This window comes from Sphingobacterium sp. SGR-19 (assembly GCF_011043555.1).
GTDB lineage: Bacteria > Bacteroidota > Bacteroidia > Sphingobacteriales > Sphingobacteriaceae > Sphingobacterium.
In genome coordinates this window covers 70734-97058 of sequence record NZ_JAAKGS010000004.1, presented here as the reverse complement: position 1 = coordinate 97058, position 26325 = coordinate 70734, and the positions used below count along the sequence as shown (strand labels likewise).

14 protein-coding genes are annotated in these 26325 nt (G+C 42.6%); 8 read left to right on the top strand and 6 right to left on the bottom strand.

The window, feature by feature from the left end; all coding sequences use genetic code 11:
• Position 1: 1 nt before the first annotated feature.
• Genes G5B43_RS09690 through G5B43_RS09665 form a run of 6 tightly spaced genes read right to left on the bottom strand, consistent with a single transcriptional unit; the run spans position 2 to position 9003 of the window.
• On the bottom strand, positions 2 to 1174 hold the full coding sequence (locus G5B43_RS09690) for a family 43 glycosylhydrolase (protein WP_165294546.1): 1173 nt from the start codon (positions 1172 to 1174) through the stop codon (positions 2 to 4).
• Between the two features lie 29 nt (positions 1175 to 1203).
• Positions 1204 to 1386 carry a hypothetical protein gene (locus G5B43_RS09685; protein WP_165294545.1) on the bottom strand — a complete coding sequence of 61 codons (183 nt, stop codon included), beginning with the start codon at positions 1384 to 1386 and terminating at the stop codon, positions 1204 to 1206.
• Between the two features lie 34 nt (positions 1387 to 1420).
• Positions 1421 to 2908, bottom strand: coding sequence for a RagB/SusD family nutrient uptake outer membrane protein (locus tag G5B43_RS09680; protein ID WP_240904828.1), 1488 nt, complete (start codon positions 2906 to 2908; stop codon positions 1421 to 1423).
• Positions 2909 to 2927: 19 nt separating this feature from the next.
• Positions 2928 to 6020, bottom strand: coding sequence for a SusC/RagA family TonB-linked outer membrane protein (locus G5B43_RS09675; RefSeq protein ID WP_165294544.1), 3093 nt, complete (start codon positions 6018 to 6020; stop codon positions 2928 to 2930).
• Between the two features lie 34 nt (positions 6021 to 6054).
• Positions 6055 to 7281 (bottom strand): hypothetical protein, encoded by a 1227-nt coding sequence (locus tag G5B43_RS09670; RefSeq protein ID WP_165294543.1) that lies wholly within the window; start codon positions 7279 to 7281, stop codon positions 6055 to 6057.
• A gap of 30 nt (positions 7282 to 7311) precedes the next feature.
• On the bottom strand, positions 7312 to 9003 hold the full coding sequence (locus tag G5B43_RS09665) for an arylsulfatase (RefSeq protein WP_165294542.1): 1692 nt from the start codon (positions 9001 to 9003) through the stop codon (positions 7312 to 7314).
• Positions 9004 to 9173: 170 nt separating this feature from the next.
• On the opposite strand from G5B43_RS09665, the gene G5B43_RS09660 reads away from it, so the two are divergent.
• The 8 genes from G5B43_RS09660 (at position 9174) to G5B43_RS09625 (ending at position 26285) form a co-directional block, all read left to right on the top strand.
• A complete protein-coding gene (locus tag G5B43_RS09660; protein ID WP_165294541.1) occupies positions 9174 to 13172 on the top strand; it encodes a hybrid sensor histidine kinase/response regulator transcription factor in 3999 nt (1332 codons plus the stop codon).
• A 61-nt stretch (positions 13173 to 13233) separates the two neighbouring features.
• Positions 13234 to 15960, top strand: a complete 2727-nt coding sequence (acnA, locus tag G5B43_RS09655; protein ID WP_165294540.1) for an aconitate hydratase AcnA — start codon at positions 13234 to 13236, stop codon at positions 15958 to 15960.
• A 332-nt stretch (positions 15961 to 16292) separates the two neighbouring features.
• On the top strand, positions 16293 to 19469 hold the full coding sequence (locus G5B43_RS09650) for a SusC/RagA family TonB-linked outer membrane protein (protein ID WP_165294539.1): 3177 nt from the start codon (positions 16293 to 16295) through the stop codon (positions 19467 to 19469).
• A 10-nt stretch (positions 19470 to 19479) separates the two neighbouring features.
• A complete protein-coding gene (locus tag G5B43_RS09645; protein ID WP_165294538.1) occupies positions 19480 to 21291 on the top strand; it encodes a RagB/SusD family nutrient uptake outer membrane protein in 1812 nt (603 codons plus the stop codon).
• A 12-nt stretch (positions 21292 to 21303) separates the two neighbouring features.
• On the top strand, positions 21304 to 22851 hold the full coding sequence (locus G5B43_RS09640) for a DUF4957 domain-containing protein (protein WP_165294537.1): 1548 nt from the start codon (positions 21304 to 21306) through the stop codon (positions 22849 to 22851).
• A gap of 119 nt (positions 22852 to 22970) precedes the next feature.
• Positions 22971 to 24449: a pectate lyase gene (locus tag G5B43_RS09635; RefSeq protein ID WP_206367309.1), complete on the top strand. Its 1479-nt coding sequence runs from the start codon at positions 22971 to 22973 to the stop codon at positions 24447 to 24449.
• 67 nt (positions 24450 to 24516) lie between these two features.
• Positions 24517 to 24963, top strand: a complete 447-nt coding sequence (locus tag G5B43_RS09630) for a ferritin-like domain-containing protein (protein WP_165294536.1) — start codon at positions 24517 to 24519, stop codon at positions 24961 to 24963.
• A gap of 161 nt (positions 24964 to 25124) precedes the next feature.
• Positions 25125 to 26285, top strand: coding sequence for a glycoside hydrolase family 105 protein (locus G5B43_RS09625; protein WP_165294535.1), 1161 nt, complete (start codon positions 25125 to 25127; stop codon positions 26283 to 26285).
• Positions 26286 to 26325 lie beyond the last annotated feature (40 nt).

Genomic DNA, 26325 nt, shown 5'->3' with positions numbered 1-26325 from the left:
TTTAGTTATAGGAAGAGTAAAATTTATTTGCCCTGTCGGAATCGGGCATTAGTTTCCCATTTTCCCATTTAACCGGAACGACGGCAGGCCGACAAGTAACGGGATAGCGGGTCCCCATTGTTCCTCGTGGATTAAAGAAGGTGGAAGACCATAAATCACCGTTGCCATCGGTAAAGATATTATTATGGCCTCCCTCGATAATTGCCGGGTAGCGAGGCCCATAGGGACCATATATATTATCCGATTCAGCTACGACAACATCATAACTATGCAATGATTTTAAATCTTTTCTATCGTCTCTGACGTAAGTATAATCGCCATCAGGCTTCAGTACCGACCAGACAGTTTGTAATAACTGATATTTGCCGTCATGTTTAGTCATATACACTCCCTCAATATACGGTTCGGGGTCATAAGGTGTTTCAATAAATTTACGGTAGGGTTCGGCAATATCACTTAAATCGGGTTTCATTTTCGCAATATAGTGGTTGTGCGCAACGACATACACCTCACCGTTATCATCTTCAAATAAACTAGCATCAATATTTTCGTAAATAGGTGCGGTCGCATTTCCTTCAATATTTATATAGGGTCCTTGCGGCAATCCAGAAGTGCTTTCCAGAATGAAAGAGCCCCCTCCTCCATTTAAGCAAGCAATGATCATCCACTTCTTCTGACTGGCTATGTAATGCAGTTCCGGAGCCCAGACCGCTCTATACAAAGAGTCCAGCGGATCGTTATTGGGCGAAACAGCACCTGCTTTTAATGGTTTTCCTTTTTTTTGCCAATCTGCGGCATCTGTGTCAAAACTCCAGATAAGACCCATAGATTCCCAATTTTTCATATCTTTTGATTTCCACATATATAGCCCGTCGTTAAAATCCCAGCAATGTACCCTTCCCTCGGGAAACACACGATCCGGTGTCGCTGTTGTACCCGTTAGATAGTAGTTTCCATCAGGACCGTACATAATGAACGCATCTCGCATCCATACATCCAAAATGGGGCTAACCACCTGTGGAACAGTTAATGTTTTATTTCCAATGGGGGCGGAGGGGTCACTGAAAGTTGTTCGCGTATTCGAATCGTTGCCTTTTTGAACCCCACATGCTGTTACGGAAAGTAATAGCGAAGCAAGGAATATTTTGAGTTTGTGAAGATTATTAATAAGCATAAGCTGTATTGTACTTGATATAATAAATATTAGTTTTTTTCTGTTACTTGTTTAATTGTCTCAATTTCCTTTTCGCTGAACGGTGTACCATCTTTTCTTATCCACGGCTGCCTTTTATACCATTGGTTTGCTTTTTCTACTGTCCATACACCGTTTTGTGCACTTATAGTGATCGATAAGAGCAATAAAAGCCCTGTTAAAATCTTGTTCATTTTCTAAATCGTTTACTTTTTTATTTACATTCTTTTAATTATATCCGGAATTCTGAATACAAAGTTTATTTGCCTGGATTTCAGATTGTGGGATAGGAAACAGTAGTTTATCTGTTGTCGCCAAATCGGACGAAATGCCCCGGGCAATAGCTGAAGACAAAAACGTTCCTTGACGGATCAGATCCTCCCGGCGTTTTCCTTCCGAAATAAATTCCCATCCTCTTTCTCTAAAGATCGCGTCCCGGAAATCTTCCTTCGTGGGCGTGTCCGTTAAGCTCAGATCGGCAAGACCTGCTCTTGTCCTCACTTGATTAATTAAAGAAAAACATTCGGCAGGAGGTGTACCTGTGGCTAATTCATTTAATGCTTCCGCCCGGGATAACAGAATGTCAGCATATCGGATAATCGGAACATCGTTTCCACTATTATTTCCCACCGTATTATTATCCCAATATTTAAAACTACGTGCGTTATCACCGTTCAAAAGGTTAACGGTTGCATTGCTGTTATTAATGTAGCTGGTGCAGATTAGCGAACGTCTTTTATCATTCGCTGCGAGGCTATTTACAAAGTCCGTTCTTAAACGATATTGTGTCGCAAAATTGGCCATGGTAGATTGGTAAATGAAGTCAGGAACTTGTGGCGTGCTTTTAAAGCCGGCGGGCAAGGCTCCTGCCATAAACCAGTTTCCAAAGTCTACTTCGTTTCTACAAGGCAATACCAGCAACATTTCCCGGTTGTCAATACCTTTATTCTCTACTTTAAAAAGGTCTTTAAATTCATGCTGTGTCGTGGAGTAGTAATTGAAATCCATGACAGCTTTACAAGCATCGGCAGCTTTTTGCCACTGCTTTGTGTTTAATAAAAACTTTGCTAAAATACCTGTTGCATTTCCCTTGTTAAGGCGTCCAAACGTTTCCTCCTGCCCCGGATTGGGTAGATCTGGAATGGACTCCATAATTTCGGTTTCAATGAATATCTTCATTTCGTCGTGAGTAGCGCGGACTAGATCTCCCGACTGTGAAGTTGAGATTCTTAACGGAACAGGACCAAACCAGTTGTATAAAATGGCATAAGCCTGCGCCCTTAATACGCGAGCCTCAGCTTTTATTTTTTTCTTTGTTACTTCATTGGCATTAAGCTGATCAACATTGGCAATAACGTCGTTGGCGTCCCTTATGCACCGGTAGTTCGGCGCCCAAACATCGCCCTGAAAGCTTAAAACGCCCGTATCCCAGGTAAAATTCATAATATGTATCAATTGGCCATTTTCTGCACCACCGGAATTCAATGCCATATCTGTGCACATCTCGGAGTTGTTAATCACAAACCGGGAGTTTTGTTGTGTTTGTTGGTGTGCATAAGCAGAAAAAAGTAATGTCGTTATCCCTTTTTCCGACGTTAGTACATTACCCGGAGCAAACTCTGAGTTTGGTGTTACATCAAGCAATCTTTCGCAGGAGCTAAAGCCTAGCGGCAGAGCTAGTGCTACAATGCTTATATATTGATATATCTTTTTCATCTGTATAAATTTTTGAATCTTAGAATTGAACATTTATTCCTCCAGTAAAAATTCTGGTTAGCGGATACGAGTTATAATCTACCCGTAGCACATTATCTCCTATGGCGTTTACAGCAGGGTCGACACCCGAGTATTTCGTGAACGTATGGAGGTTCTGGCCGTTAACAAATACGGTTGCATGGTTGATAAATTTATTTTTTGGTAACGGTAACTTGTAGGCTAGCCTAACAGATTGTATTCTTAAATACGACGCGTCTTCCACGGTTTTGTTCGTTACATTTTTATTCCCCTGCGGGTCACCTGGAATAAAGGATGGATATTCATTCGTTGGGTTTGATGGTGTCCAGCGGTTTAAATATAAGTCTGCTAATTTGTTTCTTCTGAAATCAACCGGATAGTAAGAGTCTACCAGGCTACTATTTAACATTTTTGCACCATGTGAGCCTTCCAGAAATATAGCAAGCGACAAGCCTTTGTAACTTACAGAGGTATTGAATCCATAATAGAAGTCAGGTAGTGAGCTACCTAGGACCATCCTGTCGTTGGTATTAATGAGGTTGTCTCCATCGATATCCTGGTATTTTAGATCGCCCGGTCTAACACCAGGTTGTACCGTAGAAAAGTCATCATCCGTTTGCCACACACCTTCGACAATATAGCCGTAAAAAGAGCCGATAGATTCTCCGGGTTTTAGAATGCTGTATTGTCCGATATTTCCCGGCCCCTCGCCGATAAACTGCTCTACACTACCCAGACTAAGCACTTTATTTTTCAGTGTTGTGATATTAAAACCGATATCCCATTTCAGATCAAGTTTATCCAATAGTATACCATTTACGGCTGCCTCAATCCCGGTGTTTCGCATACTCCCTACGTTTTCCGTTCGAGCCGCAAAACCAGTGCTTAACGGTTGAGGAACACTGTAAAGAAGGTTATATGTTCTTCTATTGTAATAATCTACGCTACCCGTAATTCTGGATTTCCATAATCCAAAATCTAAACCAATATCCACTTGTTGAGCAGACTCCCATTGCAATGCCGGATTTGGGCTTCGTGACGGAGCCAGTGTACTTACCCGTTGACCGTTGAAAACAGCATCTCTACCACCAGAATAGGTCGAGAAATATAAGTAATTTACATTCGGTTGATTTCCGATGGCACCATAGCTTGCTCTGATCTTAAGCTCGTCTACCGCGGAAACATCCGCAAGGAAATTTTCCTGCTTCATTTTCCATGCTAGCGCCAAGGAAGGGAAATACCCGAATCGGTTATCTGGCCCGAATCTGGCCGAACCATCTGCTCTGATAGAAGCCGTAACCAAGTATTTGTCCATCAATGCATAGTTGACTCTTCCCAAATAGGAAAATAGGATGTTTTCCTGCACACCGTTTCCTACACCATTTAAGGTCGCTTCCCCAGATGCCAAGGCATAATAAGTTAGATCTGGTAAGGCAAAATTTCGGGCATTTGCGATAAGTGTACTAGACGTATACCGTTCATAAGTAGAACCGGCGACGGCATTGATACGATGTACACCAAAAACTTTATTGTAATTTAACGTTCCTTCTAGCAGGTAATATCCTCTTTTCCCATCCCTTACATCAGCGTAACCGCCATAAGATGCACCGGTTAACGTAGACGGGTCGATCCAGAACGATCGTTTTGAATTGTTTAAATCTACTCCTATTCGTGCTTTAGCCGATAAAGATGGGATAAAGAAATATTCGGCAAACATATTTCCAAAGGTGCGGTAGGTATCCCCGACAGAATATTGCCCATGGATAACAGCCAGTGGGTTGTCCATCGGCGCCATCAGCGGAGAACGGAAATATGACAGATCGGTATCTAAAGCTGGAGATGTTGGATCATAATTCTGTGCCATATATAATGCACTGGCATTGTCATTGATTCCGGTTCCATTCGCATTGTAATTGTCGCTAATATAGGATGTAGAGAGGCTTATTCCTATGTTATATTTAGAAGGTAGACCGGTTTCTAAGTTTACGGAAGCATTATATCTGGTTGTTCCTGAATTTAACATGACGCCGTCCTGATCGAAATAACCAGCAGATATATAATACTTTGTATTACTGCTCCCCCCACTAAAAGAAATATCATGTGAGTGAATCGGCGCATTTTTCAACAACAACTTTTGCCAATCTGTATTGTAATTTGTACCTGTAACAGGTATATAGCTACTGGTATTTAAATTACCGTCCGCTATAATACCATTTATTGCAGAAGTATATTCGTCGCCGGTCATATAACGCTGTGTATTGGCTACCTGCTGTTGGCCAAAAGTTGCGTTATAATTAACCGTTGTTGCACCTTCCCTTCCCTTTTTCGTCGTAATCAACACAACACCATTCGCACCGCGAGAACCATAAATTGCCGTTGCAGAAGCATCTTTCAAAATCTCTATAGAAGCAATGTCTGCCGGATTTAATGTATTTAACGGTGATCTATTGTTGGGGTTATTCGTCGCCCCTCCGACACCGGGAGCCCCGATTGCTGCAGCATCGTTAATCGGCATACCATCAATCACATATAGCGGTGCGTTGTTCCCGGTGATAGACGTTATTCCCCTGATTTGCACACTCATCGCGGCACCCGGTTCTCCACTTTTTTGATATATCTGCACGCCGGGAACCCTTCCCTGCAATGCCTGTTGCATATTGATATTTGCTCCTTTGGTAAGATCTTCTGCTTTTATGGAAGCAACTGAGCCGGTTAGGTCACTTTTTCGTAATGAACCATATCCAATCACAACGACTTCACTCAAGGTTTTATCTTCAGGTTCTAATGTAACATCTAAGGTGGTTCGACCGTTCAGCGGAATTTCTTGCGTGGCATAACCGATATATTTAAAAATCAATACCGCGCCTGAGGTGGATAAATTTAGTGTATAGTTCCCGTTGCCATCTGTCGCCGTAGTATGGGTTGTGTTTTTCACGGAAACGCTAACGCCCTCAAGTGGGCTTCCATTGGTACTCGAAACGTTGCCTTTTACATGACTTTGCTGTGCATGTAAAGCTCCCGACAAGGCAAACAATAACAATGCAATAAGATACTTTAGCCTATTGCTAAGCGATGGGATCATCATGTGGTCCATTTTAGTTTAATTTTAGTGTATATTGGTTTGGTAATTAATTACAGGGGTTTTCTTCATTCGCCATGCGGACAAACTGATCAAAATAGCTGTAGGATTTTTGACTTCTCCCGTTTAATAGCTCTACCGAACGGTTCATGAACAAACCGTTTAATACCCAAGGATCTGTATTTACTGTAAAATCTGTGTTTAAAGGGTACGATTGTCGCAACGCATAGAACGTCAGAAATACGTTTCCGTCAGACTTAAAAAGATTGTACGCGGCACATAAATAATTCCTCCGGTTAAATAAATAAGGGGTGTTTTCCCAGAAAGCATACCATTCTTCGGCAGGCCGTGGATTTTTTAATGCATAGTCGATGTATTGAAAATTTTTCGTCACACCTGCTGGTGGTGGAAAAATTTTATCGGTAGTACTTTCATTTGCTTTTGCCAAAAATGCCGCCGAGATATCACCATTGTTATTATTTCGCCAATGGCGCATGAGGGAAAACTCGGTCACCAAGATTTTTTGATCTTCCCGTATTTTTCCCTTAACGAAATTAAGGGCGGTCGTGATCTCCTCTGTTGCAGAATGGTGGATATGGATGTCTACACCCTGTAGGTAGTCCGCAGATTTGATAAAAGCCAGCATAGCATTATGGCCCGCGTCATTTTGATTGGCCGTGCCAAACAACTCGACCATAGCGCCCAGAAAGATCGGCTTTTGTATATTATTCAGCTTGAAATAATTATTGGTTCGCTCACAAGCGGCTTTATAAAAAGTATTCAACGGTTCGTTCCAATCTGCTCTTTCCGCCTCAATAAAGGGCTCATTTCCAACAATCAGCACATCGGTATAAGGCATTACTTTCGCCAAAAGAGGTTGTATAAAGTTCAGATAATTGGTCCAATCGGCGCTATTCACAGCCGGGAATCCATGTTTTTTGAAATTGAATTTTAAACTTAATACGGTTTTATATCCCTTTGACTTCAATTCATTAAAGGCCGCAATTTTAGCGTCTACATCCAACGTTCCCGCCTTATATATATCCAGCACCTCAACAAAGCACCTTACCCATTCTGTCTCGGTATCCGCCAAATCCTGATAATCGGTGACATCTACCTGTTCATTTAAATTTATACCCATCTTATAGGTGTAGTCTAATTCTACGGGTTGATCCAGTTCGGGATCTTTCACGGTCATTGTGGCATGTTCTTCTTTACAAGAAATAGCCAAGAAAGCAATACATAAAAGCTTCCATCTGAAATTTAATGTTATCATTTTTTAAAGTTTATAATTTTGGATTTTTCATTATTGTGCAGCAGGCTTAGGAAATACCTGATATTGGTTTGCTAATTGATGCCACTTTTCTTTCATTTGACTTACTCGGGCAGGGAATTTTTTAGCCAGATTATTTGTCTCTGTGCGATCTACAGCCAAGTTGTATAACTCCCAATCAGCCTTCTCCTCTAGCCTAACAATTTTCCAGTCTCCTTGTCGAAGGGCGGCAGCACCATTATGTTCCCAAAAAAGTTCATCATGAAGCTGGTTTGTTATCTTTCCGTTTAAAACGGGTAGTAAACTCTTCCCGGGTGAGGGTGTAATCGTATTACCTTCGAAAGTCTGTGGATAGGATGCACCGGAAACCTCGATACAGGTCGCCATCAGATCGATGATATGGGCAGGAACTCGGTTAAATTTATTTGTGCTGTTGATTCCCTGTGGCCAATAGGCAATAAATGGTGTATTTATTCCGCCCTCGTGCTCCTTCGCTTTCCAGTATCGGAAAGGTGTATTGATAGCGTTTGCCCATTGTCGACCAATACCCATATGGGTTGTTTGTGATCCTGGCAATACATCTTTATTTACAGAGAAGCTTACTTTTTCTCCATTTCTGGTTGTTCCTGACCGATCGTAGCCAGGTCCAAATTCTTCCGGCCGCTCAGGGCTAGCTCCGTTGTCTGAAAGAAACATAATAAAGGTATTTTCCAGCTCACCAGTTTTTTTTAATTGGTCGATAAGCTTTCCGACGTTTTGATCCAAGCAGTCGACCATGGCAGCATGTACAGCCATGGCCCGGGCGTCCCAAATAGAATCCGGATTGTTTTCCCAAGTTTTGCCATCATGCATAAAATCAGATAACGGTATCTGTTTGGGGTTTATCATTCCCAGATGAATCATTTTCTGATACCGCTGTGTTCTAATATGTTCCCACCCTTTTTTATAGGTGTCTTCGTACTTTTGAATATCTTTTTCCAATGCTTGGAGCGGCCAATGCGGAGCGGTGAAGGCTACATACATGAAAAAAGGATCTCCATTTTTTGCGAAATAATCGATATAGGCCACAGCAGAATCTCCAAGGACATTCGTATAATAGAAATCGGCCGGAACATTTTTTACCGGAGTAGTACCGTTAACTAAGGAAAATGGATCAAAAAAGTCCACTACACCCCATATATTTCCGTAATATTTCTGAAAACCTTTGTGCGTGGGATAAGACGAGGTATCCGCAAATGCTTTATCTTGAATTTGATGATCGAGCCAGCGTAATTGCTCTTCTTTTTCTGGAAGAGGCTTGGTTTCTGAGACATGCCATTTTCCCACCATACCCGTTTGATATCCTGCGTCCTTTAAAACTTGTGCGATAGTCACTGTATTGGATGTGAGCTGTCCTCTATACCCAGGAGCCTTTTGATCTGTTGTCATGTTTCCTATTCCAGCGGTGTGCGGATAGAGACCGGTAAGCAATGAAGCTCTTGTAGGACAGCATCTGCTCGCGTTATAAAAGCTGGTGGATCGAACACCTTGACTAGCCAACCAGTCTAGGTTTGGCGTATTAATCTCTCCACCATAGCAACCTAAGTCAGAATAACCTAAATCGTCTGCTAAGATGACAATAATATTGGGCCTTTTTGCCGCAACCTTAGATTGAGCAAAAGCAGAGCCTATTATGGAGCATACGAAAAAAAGTATACTTGATACGTTGAGAATGATTGTTTTCATGTGTGATTTATAATAGTTTACAGAAACAATGTTAGCACAAAAATATTTTTGCGAATAGCACACAGGTTAAAATATTGAGGATTGTTGTTTATAAATATGCTGTTAACAGCAGCAATATGTAGGATTACGGATTTTAATTTAGAAATTAGCCTAAACTAATTGATAAAACGATGAAGTACGCTAGCCTTATTGTTTTTTTGCTGCTTTGTATTGCTGTCCGTGTATCTGGTCAGGATATCCACTTTAGAAAAATCACCTCTAATCACGGATTGTCTCATAATACCGTCTATGCCATTACGCAGGATGAAAATGGATTTATGTGGTTTGGTACCCGGGAAGGCCTTAATCGGTATGATAGTTATCAAATAAAGAATTATTACATAGAAAGCTCGAAGATTGGTGGGTCAGCCAATAGGATAAGTTCGTTATATAGCTATAAATCGTTCCTATATGTGGGGACAGATGATGGTCTTTATATCTATGACTCCCGTACAGATCAACTCCAAAAAAGTGAGCTTATTCCGTCTCCATTAAATGTATTATTTGTGTTTGGGGAAAAGGAAGATATATATGTTGGTACAGCACGGGGCTTGTATAAACTCAGCAATAATAAATCCGAACTTTTAAGTGGCCATCATATAGCTAAAGCAATGTGTGCTATTGCTGAAAACCAATTTTTATTAGCGATTGGTAATTCCTTAACCATTATAGACAGAAACGGCATGGTTCAAAAAACGTTTGCATCTGCTTCTTTAGCAGAATTAACACAAGACAGCTATATTTTCAATATCTATAAAGATAAAAATGAGCATGTTTGGTTAGCCACCAATCGGGGATTGTTTACCTACGACATTAAAAATCAAAAATTTTCCAAACTAAAGTTTGCCAATTCGGAAACACCAGAAAGCAATACCGTCCGATCCGTATCGGGGAATAAAAAAGACATGCTTTATATAGGCACAGAAGAAGGATTATATATCTACAATCTAAGAACCGGACATTCAGAAAATTATCAGCAATCTTTCCATAACGATCCCAAAAAGCTAAGTGATAACGCTATTTATTCGACCTATTTCGCAAAAGATGGTTCTGTTTGGTTAGGAACATATTTTGGTGGGGTAAATTATATGCCATCGAATACCTATGGATTTAGAAGTATTCGGGCTAACGACAGAGAACAAGGTCTCACAGGCAAAGCCGTAAGTCAAATGATGGAAGACAGAGAACAGAAGATATGGATTGGTACAGAAGACGGTGGAATAACAATTTATGATCCGGCAAAGGAAACTTACCGCACCATAAATAAACAGAGTTCTCCCTTTTATTTAACGACCAACAATGTACACGCTATCCATGACGATGGATATGGTAATATTTGGGTGGGAACATTCCTAGGGGGGCTACACCAGTTTGATACCCGGCGAAATACCACCACCGTATATCTAAAAAAACAAGGAGATCCCAGCTCCTTATCGAATGATCAAGTATATGCGATTTATCGTGATAGTCGTGGAAAATTGTGGATAGCCACACAAAACGGACTGAATTTGTTTGATTATCAAACAAAGAAGTTTACCTTATTTAAGCCCGAGATCATGCAGAACATATTCATTTATGATATTATTGAAGATAAAAATAACGACTTATGGTTTTGTACGAGGCAAAGTGGCATTTATAGGTATCGTCCTTCCTCTGATGATCTCATTCGTTATACAACGACATCTAAGGAACCGGCAATACGCAGCAACCAAATTATCAGTGTTTACCAAGATCGTAAGCAGCAGTTATGGTTTGGCACGCTAGATGGCGGTGTATGCCTTTATAATCCAGAACAAAATGAATTTAGAAGTTATACGATCGAAGACGGTTTGCCTAACAATAACGTATATGGAATACTGGAAGATAAGGAGGGTATTATTTGGCTTACGACAAATCGCGGAATTTCCAGGCTAGATCCGAAGACCAACAAATTCACAACTTACGATAATAAACATGGGTTGCCATCCAATCAGTTTAATTTCAAATCCTATTTAAAAAGTAGTGACGGCATGTTGTATTTCGGAAGTATAAATGGCTTGTGTTTTTTCGATCCCTTGACCGTAGAGAATAATCACACATCACTGCCACTCATGTTTACCGACTTTCAGTTGTTTAATAAAAGTCTCGTCCCGCAGGAGTCCGCCATTCTAGAAAATCAGATAAATGATACCAAAAGAATAAAGCTGGCTTACAATCAGAATGTGTTTACGATAAGTTACGCAGCCATAAATTATGCTAATCCCGGTAGCACAGCGTATGCCTATTACCTGGAAGGGTTTGAAGATAAATGGAACTATGTAGGAGGCAAAAATAGCGTCACCTATACGAACTTGTCGCCAGGAAACTATGTGTTCCACATCAAAGCTTTAAACGTCGCCGGTCTTGCCCGTAGCGCAGAAAGGACGATAGAAATTTATGTAGCTCCTCCATTCTATCGGAGCCATTTCGCCTATTTTGTATATTTTTTATTGGTTGTGGCTGTGATATGGATGTATACGAATTTTGTTAAATTTCTTGACCATAAGAAAGTAGAAATCCAACTGGAACGCGTTGAAAAGGAGAAAATGAAGGAGCTGACACAGCATAGGCTTAACTTTTTCACCTTTATTTCGCATGAGTTTAAAACACCACTAACCCTTATCCTGGCATCCATCGATAAATTTCTGGAGAATACGAGTTCCGAGTTTAAAAAAAGTACGGAATTATCTACAGTCAAAAGCAATGCTTCCATCCTGTTTAAACTTATACAGCAGTTGATGGAGTTTAGAAAAATCGAATCCGACCATGCGTCTATTAATCTTTCAAAATCAGATATGGTTGACTTTGTTAAAAAGGCCACCTATCATTTCGAAACAATAGCTATTAAAAAGAACATTGATTTGACCTTCGTTTCCACTAAACCATTGTTGGAATGCTACTTTGATCAAGATAAAATAGAGAAGATATTGTTCAATATCCTTTCTAATGCGATGAAAAATACATCAACAGGCGGTATCGACGTCGCGCTTGATTTTGATGAGCGGAACGATGCCCAGCAATTAGTTACCATACGTGTAAATGATACCGGGCGAGGGATGTCTCCAACAGCGCTTAAAAATATTTTTAACCCCTTTTATAAATCGGGAGCCAATAAAACAGATACGGAAAGTAGCGGTATTGGGCTTGCTCTTGTTGACAGCCTTGTAAAGTATCTTAATGGAACAATTCATGTTAAAAGTGTACAAGACAAAGGAACCTCCATAGAAATAACGTTGCCCGTTCTCATACGCTTGGATCATGTTCCAAAAACCGACCAGAACTCCGAGTCCCCGGAAAAGACTGCGCCCGTTAAACAAGAAAAACCCTTAGATGTGGCCTCAATAAGCAAGGACGCAAAAACGAAATATACATTACTTATTGTAGAGGACAATAGAGAGTTAATGACATTTTTATCGAAGCATTTTTCTCGTCATTACGAAGTAGTAAACGCATCAAACGGATCGCTCGCGATAAAGAAAATTAATAAAACACCTCCTGATATTATTATAAGTGATGTGAAAATGCCTAAAATGGATGGGATCGAACTTTGTAATTGGTTGAAAAGTGATGAAAGATTCAACTATATTCCCGTAATCCTGCTTTCAGATAGTAGTATAGAAAATATTAAAATTGATGGATTGGATGTGGGTGCTGATGCATATGTAAGTAAACCGTTTAATCTGAAAGAGCTGGAATTGTTGGTCAACAACATGGTTGAATCAAGGGTTAAGTTGCGCGAACATGTTATTAGTTTAAGCGCTTTTAAAGGCGACACACTCCCGAGTAACAACAAAGATCAGGAGTTTTTGTCAAGATTAAGTGAAATCCTCGAAAAGGAATTTGCTAATCCAATGCTAACTATTGAAGATATTGCAAATGAATTGAATACAAGCAGAACATCATTACATTTAAACCTTAAACGTATTCTGGATAAAAATGCAACCGAGCTTTTGAATGAGTACCGTCTTAAAAAAGCTATTATTATGCTCGAAAATGATATGCCCATTAATGAGGTTGCTTATCATTGTGGGTATAGCGACCCCAATTATTTTAGCCGGGTATTTAAAAAGTATTATGGGCAGACACCATTGCGTTACAAAAGAAAGGAGTAAGATCTAAACAATATTTGTTAAATTGGGTTTTATCCCATAAGAGAGCAATAACCCATACATCATGACACAGAAAATAGCCTCACTTAAAAAGCTTCAAGAAAGTGGTAAGAATATCCATAGACTTCCATTCTCTATTCGGATTTTGCTGGAAAATGTTTTGCGCAATCACGATGGCTTTGCGATTACGGATGATCATCTGGATACGCTTATTAACTGGGATGCCGCCGGAACAGATAAAGATATCCCTTTCAAGCCGGCGCGGGTGTTGATGCAAGACTTTACGGGTGTACCTGCGGTTGTTGACATTACGTCTATCCGGGCGGAATTTGTACGAAGGGGGGGAGATGGTGCGAAGATTAATCCGGCTATTCCGGTAGACCTCGTCATTGATCATTCTGTGCAAGTAGATTATTTTGGAACGGATTATTCCTATCAGGAAAATGTGAAACTAGAATACGAACGAAATGCCGAACGGTACCAATTATTGAAATGGGCGCAACAGGGATTGGCCAGCCTTACCGTAGTTCCGCCAGGAATGGGCATTTGTCACCAGGTCAATCTCGAGTATTTAGCAAAAGGTGTTGTGGAGCGAGAGGGTTGGGCATTTCCCGATACCTTGGTCGGCACCGACTCACACACGCCGATGGTTAACGGTATCGGTGTTCTCGGTTGGGGTGTTGGCGGTATAGAAGCGGAAGCAGCGATGCTGGGGCAACCTGTATACTTTACCTGCCCACAGGTTATTGGACTTAAGCTCACCGGCGAAATTCCCGCCGGATGTACCGCTACGGATATGGTATTGTCCATAACCAAGATATTACGGGATACCGGCGTGGTCGGTAAATTCGTGGAAGTATTTGGTGATGGCCTAGACAAATTAACGGTGACCGATAGAGCAACGATCTCAAACATGTCACCGGAATTTGGGTGTACCGTAACGTATTTTCCGATAGATGACCAGACACTCGACTACATGGAGCGTACCAACCGATCGCCGGAACAGATTAATTTAGTACGGGAATACTGTCAGGAAAATATGCTCTGGCGTACGGGAGATGAAGAGATCGAATACTCCAAGGTCGTAGAACTAGACCTAAACGCGTTGGAGCCTACGGTTGCGGGGCCCAAACGTCCACAAGATAAGATTCTTGTCAAAAACCTTCATTCTTCCTTCAGAACGATTCTTGATAAAGATTTTCAACGAAACTACGTTGCCTTTGACGACCGTCGCGAGCATGCTTGGTTAAATGAAGGTGGATCGGGGACACAGTTCGTCCAAGAGGCTACGGATGAACATAAAGAAACTTTGGCAACAGAAACCACCGATCTTCGAAGTGTGAAAATCAAGTTAAAAAATGGCGAATACCGGCTAAGCGATGGCAGTATCGTTATTGCAGCAATTACCAGTTGTACAAATACATCAAATCCCAGTGTGATGATAGGTGCAGGCTTAGTGGCCAAAAAAGCCGTAGAAAAGGGGCTTCGCACCAGATCCTGGGTGAAAACAAGTTTAGCGCCCGGATCTAAAGTTGTTACAAAATATTTAGAACGCTCGGGTTTATCCACCGATTTGGAAGCGTTGCGGTTTCATACTGTGGGTTATGGATGTACGTCCTGTATCGGCAATAGTGGTCCGTTACCAACGCATATTGCGGAGGCAGTCGATAATAGCGAAATGGTCGTAGCCTCGGTCCTTTCCGGAAATAGGAACTTCGAAGCACGGGTTCACCCACAGGTGAAAATGAATTTTTTAATGTCTCCTATGCTGGTTGTTGCCTATGCCCTTATTGGCCGTGTTGATGTGAATCTTATGCAAGATCCCTTATCTTATGATCCGAATGGAAACCCGGTTTATTTAAAAGATATCTGGCCGACGCAAGAGGAGATCAACCAAACGATCAAAGAGGCGATGCGAAAGGAAGATTTTAAGGAGGTGTATGATGTGATTTTTGACGGCGACGACACCTGGAAAAGGCTTGAGGCTCCTGAAGGTCGTGAATTTATTTGGGACGACAATTCTACCTATATTCGGGAAGTTCCATTCTTTAAGGATATGCCTACCGAGCCATCGCCGCTCACAGAAATCGAGCATGCGCGTGTTCTGCTTTATTTAGGCGATTCTGTAACAACCGATCACATTTCGCCGGCTGGCTCTTTTAATGAGGAGAGCGCTGCAGGGAAGTATCTTTTGAGTAAGGGGATCGAAAAGAAAGACTTTAATTCATACGGTTCACGAAGGGGGAATCACGAAGTCATGATGCGGGGAACGTTTGCGAATGTGCGTATCCGAAATAAGATTACCGATCGAGAAGGTGGTTATTCGACCTATTTTCCGACGAAGGAAACCCTGACCGTATTCGATACGGCCATGAAATATCAGGCAGACGAGACACCCCTAGTTGTTCTAGCGGGCAAAGACTACGGAAGCGGTTCCTCCAGAGACTGGGCTGCGAAGGGTTCGAGCTTATTGGGTATTCGCGCGGTAATCGCTGAAAGTTTTGAACGAATCCATAGAAGCAATCTGGTAGGAATGGGGATACTTCCCATAGAATTTCCATCTGGCGAGAGTGCAGCATCACTGGGGCTAACAGGAGAAGAAGAGATTAGTATAACGGGTGTCTCCGCAAATCTAAGACCTTTTAAAACGGTGAAAATACGAGCGATAAAAGCCTCTGGTGAGACGATTGAATTCGACGCCAGAGCACGACTAGACTCGGATATTGATGTCGAATACTTTAGGCATGGAGGCATTCTGCAATACGTTTTAAGAAGTTATCTAAGCAGTTAAAATTAACCTTATTGGATATTTATATGCTGTCGTTCGGGCGAAATCGTTACGAAACAGCTGTCCTGTACTGTCCTGCAAACGTTGCCGGCAACGTTTGCGTGATTTTTTATTTCCATTTATTACTTTTTACTACCTGTATTACCTTATAATTGTAATAGGATATTAACGCTAACAAGATATAAACAGACGTTGTCGATAAGCGAACCCGATGGCGAATACCAATTGAATCCGTTAACAATCCAAAAAGAAAAAAGCAAAGTATCATAATCTAACAATAGATTATCGTTCTTATTAATTTATGCAACCAGTTTAAATCATTTATTAAAATTATCATGAGGATATTCAAAGCTTTAATGTTGATGCTCTTCTTCGTTCATGGGGTTTTTGCACAGGAGCGTAGTATTACCGGTACGGTGTATGACGAAGACAGAAAACCGATGCCCGGAGTAACGGTAAAAGTGAAAGGCGCGAGTCAACAAACCAGTACAGACGAGAATGGCTATTATACCATCCCTGTTTCGACTGGAAGTGATGTGCTTGTCTTTACTTCTATTGGGTATGTAGTACAAGAACAGGCCTTGCAAGGCAAAAACAGCGTTATGGTGACGATGCAAGTCGATGCAGCCGGTTTGGACGAAGTCGTCGTCATCGGTTATGGTGCCGTTAAGCGAAAGGACCTGACTGGAGCGGTGGCTTCGGTAGATGCGAAAACGATTACCGCAGCCCCTGTCTCTTCGGCTTTAGAGGCGATCCAAGGACGCGTAGCTGGTCTGAATATTAATACAACGGAAGGGTCGCCCGATGCGGAACTGACCGTTCGGGTGCGAGGTGGCGGATCGATTACGCAAGATAACTCGCCGCTATACATTGTCGATGGTTTTCCTGTCAGCTCGATCGCGGACATTGCACCGCAGGACATCGAGTCTATTGATATCTTAAAGGATGCATCATCCACAGCGATATATGGTGCCCGCGGTGCTAACGGCGTTATTCTCGTTACGACCAAAGGCGGCAAATCCGGGAAGACCGCTATCAGTTTCAACGTGTTTACCGGTTCCCGCAACCTGGCCAACAAACTTGACGTACTGTCTCCACTAGACTATGTTACCTGGCAATATGAACATTCGCTTTTGGCCAACAAGCCTGAAAACTACACCCAATATTTTGGAAATTATCAGGATATCGATCTTTATGCAGATGTCGAACCGAATGATTGGCAGGAGATTATATTCGGAAGAACAGGCAACACCTACAACCAAAACTTAAACCTCAGCGGTGGTGGAGAAAAAACACGATTTAGTGTGAGCCATAGCTTTGTAAAAGACCGGGCGATTATGCAGATGTCTGACTTCCAACGGCACAATGCGAATTTTAAACTGAATCATAAGTTGTACGATGGCTTAACATTGGATATTGGCGCACGTTATTCGGATACACAGGTTAATGGTGGCGGGATGAACGAGCAGAACGAAGTTTCTTCGGCCGATTCCCGGTTGAAGTACGCCATGTTATATCCACCATTTCCGGTAGCCGGCCTAACCACAACGACCGAAACAGATGACGACTTTAATCTATACAGCCCAATTGTAGCCATTTCCGATAACGATCAATATTACAGACGGAAAACGGTTAACTTAAATGCAGCCCTCTCCTATCAGGTGTTGCCGAACCTCCGTTTACGCTCCGAGTTTGGTTACGATAACTACCGGAACGATCAAGACCGGTTTTATGGTGCAACAACTTACTATGTAAGAAATGTACCGGCGGGGGACCACCAAGGCAAACCGGGGCTTATCTTGACCAATACCAACCGTAACGGTTGGCGGAATACGAATACAGCTACATATACCTTGGATGGTATGATGGGCGAAGACCATAAGTTGAATGTAATGGTTGGGCAAGAGTATTTATTTACTGAAAATCAAGTGTTGACCAATGCCATTCACAATTTTCCCGAATCCTTTTTGTTTGATGACGCTCGGAAATTGACAACACAGGGGATACCTAGTTCTGTAAACAACTATTTCGACCCAGATGATAAACTTTTATCCTTTTTTGGACGTGCTAATTATGACTTTAAAGGAAAATATCTGTTGAGTGCAACTTTCCGTGCCGACGGATCCTCGAAGTTTTCACCAGAAAACCGCTGGGGCTATTTTCCTTCCGTATCCGGAGCTTGGCGACTATCCGATGAGGAATTCTTATTGGATGCAAAAAATTGGCTAACGGATCTGAAGCTTCGGGCGAGCTACGGATCTGCGGGAAATAACCGTATTCCTTCGGGCTTATTGGTGCAAGAGCTTGTAAATAGCACAACACATTGGGTGAACGGCTATAGTAACTATTGGGCTGCATCGAAAATTATGGCCAATCCCGATCTAAAATGGGAAACAACCGTGACACGGAATATCGGTTTAGACTTTACCTTGTGGAATGGCCGCTTAAGTGGAACTATTGATGCCTATCTCAATAAGACGAAAGATTTACTAATTAAATTCCCCACATCTGGAACAGGTTATGACTATCAGTTCCGTAATTTGGGAGATACAGAAAACAGAGGTATCGAACTTTCTTTGAATGGTGCCGTTGTCCGTAAAACAAATTTTGACCTATCTCTAAACGCGAATATCGCTTTTAACCGAAATAAAGTGTTAAGCCTAGGTTCGTTAGAAAATTATATAGAAAGTTCGGGATGGGCGTCAAGTGCGATAAATAGTGACTATATAGCGATAGAGGGTCAGGCCATCGGACGGATGTATGGTTATAAAAGTGATGGCCGATATGAAGTGTCTGATTTTAAAGGCTATGATGCGGAAGCAAATCAATGGATCTTGAAGGAGGGGGTAGTTAATGCGAAGGATGAGATTGGCTTGATCCGTCCCGGATCGATGAAATTGAGAGATTTGGACGGGGACGGTATAATAACAGAAGCCGATCGAGAGTTTATTGGAAACGCGAATCCATTACATACCGGTGGTTTTTCGATCACCTCGCGGATTTACAATTTTGATCTGGCAGCCTATTTTACTTGGAGCTATGGCAATGATATTTATAACGCCAACAAAATAGAATATACGTCAACCAGTCAGTATAATTCCCGCAACATGATCGGAGAAGTAGCAAGCGGTTCGCGCTGGACAAATCTTCGCCCTGATGGTACGATCAGTAACGATCCGGCGGAGCTGGAAGCGATGAATGCGAATACCACTATGTGGTCGCCGTATACTCGCTCGTTTACATTTACCGACTGGGCGGTAGAGGATGGCTCTTTCTTACGGCTTTCTACTGCGACGATCGGTTATACTTTTCCGGAATCCATTACCTCGAAACTGAAAATGCAAAATTTACGGATTTATGCTTCAGGTTATAACTTGTTTCTGCTTACCGATTATAGCGGGTTTGACCCGGAGGTCTCGACCCGTCGGAAAACGCAGTTAACACCGGGAGTAGATTATTCGGCCTATCCGAAAAGCAGATCCTTTGTATTTGGTTTGAATGTGAATTTTTAATTTGAAAACAATGAAGCGAATTATAAACATAGCCGTGCTGGCAGCAACAGTTTTATCGGTAACCGCCTGTAAAGATGCATTGGAAGCACCAACAAAATCTTCTTTGGACGAATCGGTTGTTTTTTCGTCACTGGCTCTGGCGGAAGGGGTCATTCCAGGAATTATTCAATCTTTTGGGGAGACAAACTCCTATCGGGGGCGGTACCTCGTTTATTATGGCACCAATACCGATGTGGAGGTGCACAACTCCCTCAAAGCAATAGACGATGATAAATCGCGATTGGGTAATTACAATACCAATGTTGGTAACCAACAAATGAATACGGACAATAATGCTTATGCGAAATTCTATGAGGGAATTGAACGGGCGAATATGGCGATACGGGGTTTACGAACGTATGGCGAGGTGGAGACAAATGCACAAATGGCTCAAATTCTAGGCGAAGTGCTGGTTCTTCGTGCAGTATTGTACAACGATTTAATCAAAGGTTGGGGCGATGTACCAGCACGTTTTGAGCCCATAAACACCGCGACGACGTATTTGCCGCGGGCAGATCGGGATACAATCTACAAACAGTTATTGGCAGACTTAGATGAGGCGGCGAACTTATTGCCTTGGCCAAATGAATCCTCTAAAACTTCTTCTGTTGAGCATGCAAGTAAAGCGTTTGCCAAAGGTTTACGTGCCCGTCTTGCATTAGCAGCAGGAGGCTATGCACAACGGTTAGACGGCACAGTACGACTGAGTCAAGATCCAGATCTTTCAAAGGAGAAGATGTATGCACTAGCTAAACAAGAATGTTTGGATATCATCAACAGCAATACACAACGCTTATTGGGCTTTGAAGAAGTTTTCCGTCGTTTTAACCAGGAAAATCTAGCGGCGGGTGGAGAATCCATGTGGGAGATCCCCTTTAGTGAAGGGCGGGGCCGTGTCATTTTTGATTTAGGTGTTAGACATTTAAAGACAAGTCAATATACAGGACAAAACCGTGGCGGTACTGTGGGCCCAAATCCGATTATGCTGTACGAATTTGATAAAGACGATGCACGACGTTTCGTATCCGTTGTTCCTTATGAGTGGGATCGTGCGGGTGAAGTGGCTGATGCCGGGGCATTTCAGGTGCCTTCTTCCTTAGGGCGTTTATATTTCGGCAAGTACCGCTACGAATGGATGGGGCGGCGTGTTACCTCGACAAATGATGATGGCCTAAACTGGATGTATATGCGTTACGCGGATGTGGTGTTGATGGCGGCAGAGGCGATTAACGAGCTGGATGGTCCACAGGCTGCAGCACCTTATTTGAAAATGATACTGGATCGGGCCTTTCCAACAAATGCTGCAAAAGCGGAAAGCTTGCTGGCAGAAGCAACGGTGTCGAAAACAGCATTTTTTAATGCCATTGTTGATCAACGAGCCTTAGAGTTTACAGGAGAGATGTTGCGTAAAGGGGATCTTATCCGTTGGAACTTGCTTGGTACCAAACTGGCTGAAGCCAAAGAAAAACTGGAGCAATTAGAGAATCGGACAGGGAAGTACGCAGATCTTCCAGAAAAGATTTACTATCAGACTAACGACGATGATGAGACGATCACCATTTATGGTTTAGATTTTGGAGATACGGATGCCGCAGGCGCTGCATTGGGCTATACATCGAGTAAAACGTGGACGATGGTTGCAAATGAAAATGAAACAAAGTTCTGGGATGCATTGGTTTATCCCGGTAAAGATCCGAATAAACAGCAGTATTGGCCAATATGGGAAAACTTCATAGCAGGCTCCAACGGCATGTTAAATAACGACCATTTAATTAAACCTTAAGATGTTGAAATCATGAAATGTAAATATATAATATGGTTTTCCGCAATGATTTTGGGATTGGGTTTCTCATCTTGTAGCGAGAACCTTTTAGAGGAAATTACAGAATTGAACCTCGATCGGGCATTGTCGCCAACAGAATTAACCGCCCAGATAGTAGACCGCACAAATGTTCGGTTAAATTGGAGACGCGTAAGCAATGCGCAATCCTATAACGTTGAAATTTTCGATAATGCCGAATTTTCGGGAGTGGCAGCAGCCACGGCTGACGGTGTCACGATGGATCAGCTTCCGTATACGATTACCGGACTGGAGGGCGAGACAATTTATTATGTCCGTGTACAGGCTATTGGCGAAGAAATCCGTGAGTCGAAGTGGATCAGTGCAACGTTTACGACGGACATAGAACAAATTTTGAACGAGGTCGATACCGAAACGCTCACAGCAGAATCGGCTACGTTAACGTGGCCCGCGGGTGAAGTCGCTACCGAGATCATCTTAATGCCGGGAAATATCCGTCACACGGTGACCTCCGCAGAAATTGCAGCAGGATCCGTTACGATCACAGGACTAGTGAGTGATGTCACGTATACGGCTACTTTGAAAAACGGGGAGAAGACACGCGGAATCGTTTCCTTCACGACCTTGTTGGGAGAGGGTGTAATAAAAGTTACTGCGGAAGATGATATTTTGGCTGTGATTGCTGCTGCGGAAGAAGGGGCAATACTGGCGATCGAACCGGGAACATATACCATAAACGATAACATTGCAATTGATAAGACGATCACCCTGCAGGGATATAGACCCAATGATAAACCAGTTATCCAAGGAGCTATCGTGCGGATTTCTAAGAATGCAGGGCTGACGCTCAAAGATCTTATCCTGGATGCAACTGGAGGTGCTTCAGACCAGACAATTGTGTACGATGATGACGATCTCGTGAATCCATACGGCGATTTCTTAATGCAAGATTGTGAAGTGAAAAACTATGTAAAAGGGATATTCTATGCGAGTAAGAAGGCGAGAGTGTCATCCGTGACCTTTAGAAATAATATCATCCATAATATTGAGTGCGACGGTGGAGATTTTATTGACTTCAGACATGGTATGGCCGATAAACTTGATTTTGTAGATAACACCGTGTATAATAGTGCTGCTGCGCGCGACCTATTCCGGATGGATAGCGACGGGTCGACAAATTTCCCAGGGGTGGCGAGTCAGGTTAACATTAGTCAAAATACGTTTTACAATGTCATTAACAATAACACAAAACGGTACCTATATGTCCGCCATGCAAATCACAGCATATCGTTTACGAAAAATCTAATCGTTGCGAGTGAAGGGTATTATACAAATCAAGGTGCGACGACCATTTCAGAGCTTTCGGGCAATAATTACCATAACGCACCAAATTTCACGGCAAGTTCAGTATCAAATGCCAAAAATGATACAGGAAATTATACGTCCCTAAATCCTGAGTTTACAGATCCAGAGAATGGCGACTTTACGGTCAATAACCTAGATTTGAAACTAAACGGAATCGGCGCTGCGAGATGGCGATAACCTATAAAAGGCTGAGAGAGCCGCATCACTGATCGATGCGGCTCTTTTAACAGATATCAATCTAATCGTATCTCCACGTTCAAAGCAAGTTGATGGAGTGAACTAATAATGATATACAAATGAGAAACAATATATACTTTCGAATAAAAAGCATCGTATTTCCTTGGATCGGAATATGTCTACTGTGGACAACGATAGCGTGTGGAAAAGATATATCCAAAACGGAAGAGCCCGTAATAGAAAAAGAAGAGGATGAAACCCCGCCGCCTGAACAGACAGAGCCCGCTGTGGCATTTCCGGGTGCCGAAGGATATGGACGAGAAACCACCGGTGGCCGGGGTGGCCGCGTCATTAAAGTAACCAACTTAAACGATGCGGGAACAGGGAGCTTGCGCGCAGCTATTGAACAATCGGGATCCCGGATTATTGTTTTTGAAGTTTCGGGAAATATCAAGCTGACACGCCGGCTCAATATCAACAACGGAGACCTCACCATTGCCGGTCAGACAGCGCCGGGCGACGGTATCTGTATTCAGGATTATGAAATGGTTGTCGGAGCGGACAACGTGATTATCCGTTTTCTGCGTTTTCGAATGGGTGATTTGACACAAAATGAACAGGACGCGCTTTGGGGACGCTATCAAAAGAACGTGATTATTGATCACTGCTCCATGAGCTGGTCTATCGATGAGTGTTCGTCCTTCTACGCAAACCAAGATTTTACGATGCAATGGTGCATTCTTTCGGAAAGCCTAAATCAATCCTTCCACGGAAAAAACGATCACGGCTACGGGGCCATCTGGGGAGGCAACAGAGCCACGTTCCACCATAATTTAATTGCACATCACAACAGTCGGAATCCCCGCTTTGATGGTGGGAACCGGCCGGGTACAGGCGGCATGAGTCCGGTAGGCAAGGATCAGGTAGATTACCGCAACAACGTAATTTATAACTGGGGAGCCAACTCAGCTTACGGAGGAGAAAACGGTAGTTACAACATGGTGAACAATTATTACAAACCAGGGCCGGGCACACGTAGTAACCCACGTCGGATCATGCAAGTGTCCAAAGAAAACGCCGCGGAATATGCGCCCGGACATGGTGTGTTTTTCGTGGAGGGAAATTATATGTGGAATCATGACGGTGTCACCCAAAACAATTGGGCCGGGGTAGACCTCAGCGGAGGTGTTGCGCAGGCAGCTGCACGGGTCGATCAGCCCTTTCCATACGTAGCCTTATCGGTAGCACACACAGCCGAACAAGCATACGAGCAGGTCTTGGAAAAGGCAGGAGCTTCCTATAAACGCGATGCTGTAGACGCGCGGGTGGTACAAGAGGTGCGCGATGGCACAGCAACCTATAGCGGTTCGAAAACGGGCTATTCGGGAATTATCGACTCCCAAACGGATGTGGGTGGTTGGCCCACGTTGGCACAAACTACGCCACCGACCGATACCGATGGAGACGGCATGCCTGATGCGTGGGAGATTACGAATAAACTCGATCCCAATCTACCGAACGCTAACGGAAATGATTTAAGCAAGGTGTATGATAACATCGAGGTATATTTCAACGGTTTGGTAAACGGGTTATATTAAAACCCGATTCCGAAACTTTTATTCCTTGAAACCGTTCCTATCATATAAAACAACAAACAAGAATGTTATGAAAGGGATAACACATTTAAAGAACTTAATAGAGATCAATAACGATCGCACACTAGGATTTAGAAAAGCACTGGAAGATCTGGAACCCGTAAATGCCGACCTTAACCTCATCTTTACAGAATCGGCCGCGCAAAGTGAACATTTTGCTCAACAACTTACTATTTTAGCAGAACAACATGGCACAGAAGTGGATGAAGCTGACGAAAGCGTGGCCGGAGCTATTCATCGCGCTTGGATCGATGTGAAAGCACTGTTCGGGGGTAAAGATCGAAAAAGCATCTTAGAAGAAGCTGAACGGGGTGAAGACGCCATCAAGGCTGCTTATAAAAAGGTGATGGATAGCGGTGATTTGACGGGGCAGGCATTGGAAACGGTACTTGATCAGGCAGGACAAATCAGAGCCTCTCACGATAGAATTAAAGCGCTACGCGATAGCGCTAGTTAGCGATCAAACAAGGATAATGCTCAAATGACGCATTGAACAGTGCAAACGTTGCCGGCAACGTTTGCACTGTTTTTTTATGCTATTTACTATGTATTTACTTATCAAATACTTATTGTTGTAAAAGCGTTAATAAACCGAATATAAATATAAACCTCGTTCAGATGAAGAAGTTAATCCTATCGATGTTCTCCATTTTTATGATAATACAAACTTTTGGGCAAAAAAACTATGTTCAGATGGCAGATTCTGACATGAAACGTAATCCAGAGGCGTGGATGCTTGATTTTTCAAAAACGTTGAAATGGAACTATTGCCACGGCCTGGTGATGCAGTCTATATTACAAGTTTATGATAAGACGGACAACACAAAATATTATGATTATGTGTATGATTACGCAGATACGATGGTGAATGCTGATGGAACAATCAAGACCTATAAGCCGCTGGAGTATAACATAGACCGCGTCAATACCGGCAAAATTCTTTTCCCTATTTTGGCAAAAACGAAAGAGGAGCGGTTCAAGATAGCACTGGATCATCAACGGGAACAGATGCGCACACATCCACGCACAAAAGATGGGAGCTTCTGGCATAAAAAAGTCTATCCGCATCAAGTATGGCTGGATGGCTTATACATGGCAGGACCTTTTTTAGCACAATATGCAAAAGAAAATAACGAAGCAGCGCTATTTGATGATGTCGCTTTGCAGATTGTGGACGTCCGGAAATATTTGTACGACTCCGAAACGGGGCTTTACTTCCATGGATGGGATGAAAGCAAACAGCAACGTTGGGCAGACCCCAAAACCGGGCTCTCCCCACACTTTTGGTCACGTAGCATAGGTTGGTATATGATGGCCATCGTAGATGTTTTAGATTTTTTACCGGAAGATCATAAGGATCGACCTGAAATTATCAAGATTCTACAAGAACTATCCGCCTCGATTGAAAAATTTAGAGACACGGAAACAGGTATGTGGTACCAAGTTACCGATTTAGGAGATAGAGAAGGAAATTATCTAGAATCAACCGGCTCCATTATGTTTATTTATACGTGGATTAAAGGTGCTCAAAAAGGCTATTTGGACAAGCGTTATTTGAAGAAAGGGGAACAAGCTTATGATCAGTATCTACAACGGTTCGTCAAGACAGAGGCGGACGGCTCCTTATCCATCATGGACTGCTGTTCCGTCGCCGGATTGGGAGGCGAAAAGAACTATCGTGACGGAAGTTTCGAATACTATATTTCTGAACCTATTCGGGATAACGATCCTAAAGCGATAGGACCTTTTATTATGACTAGCGTACTCTTAGATAGGTAGGCGAGTAAAATGTAAACGTAAGATGCTTTTTTGGGGACGC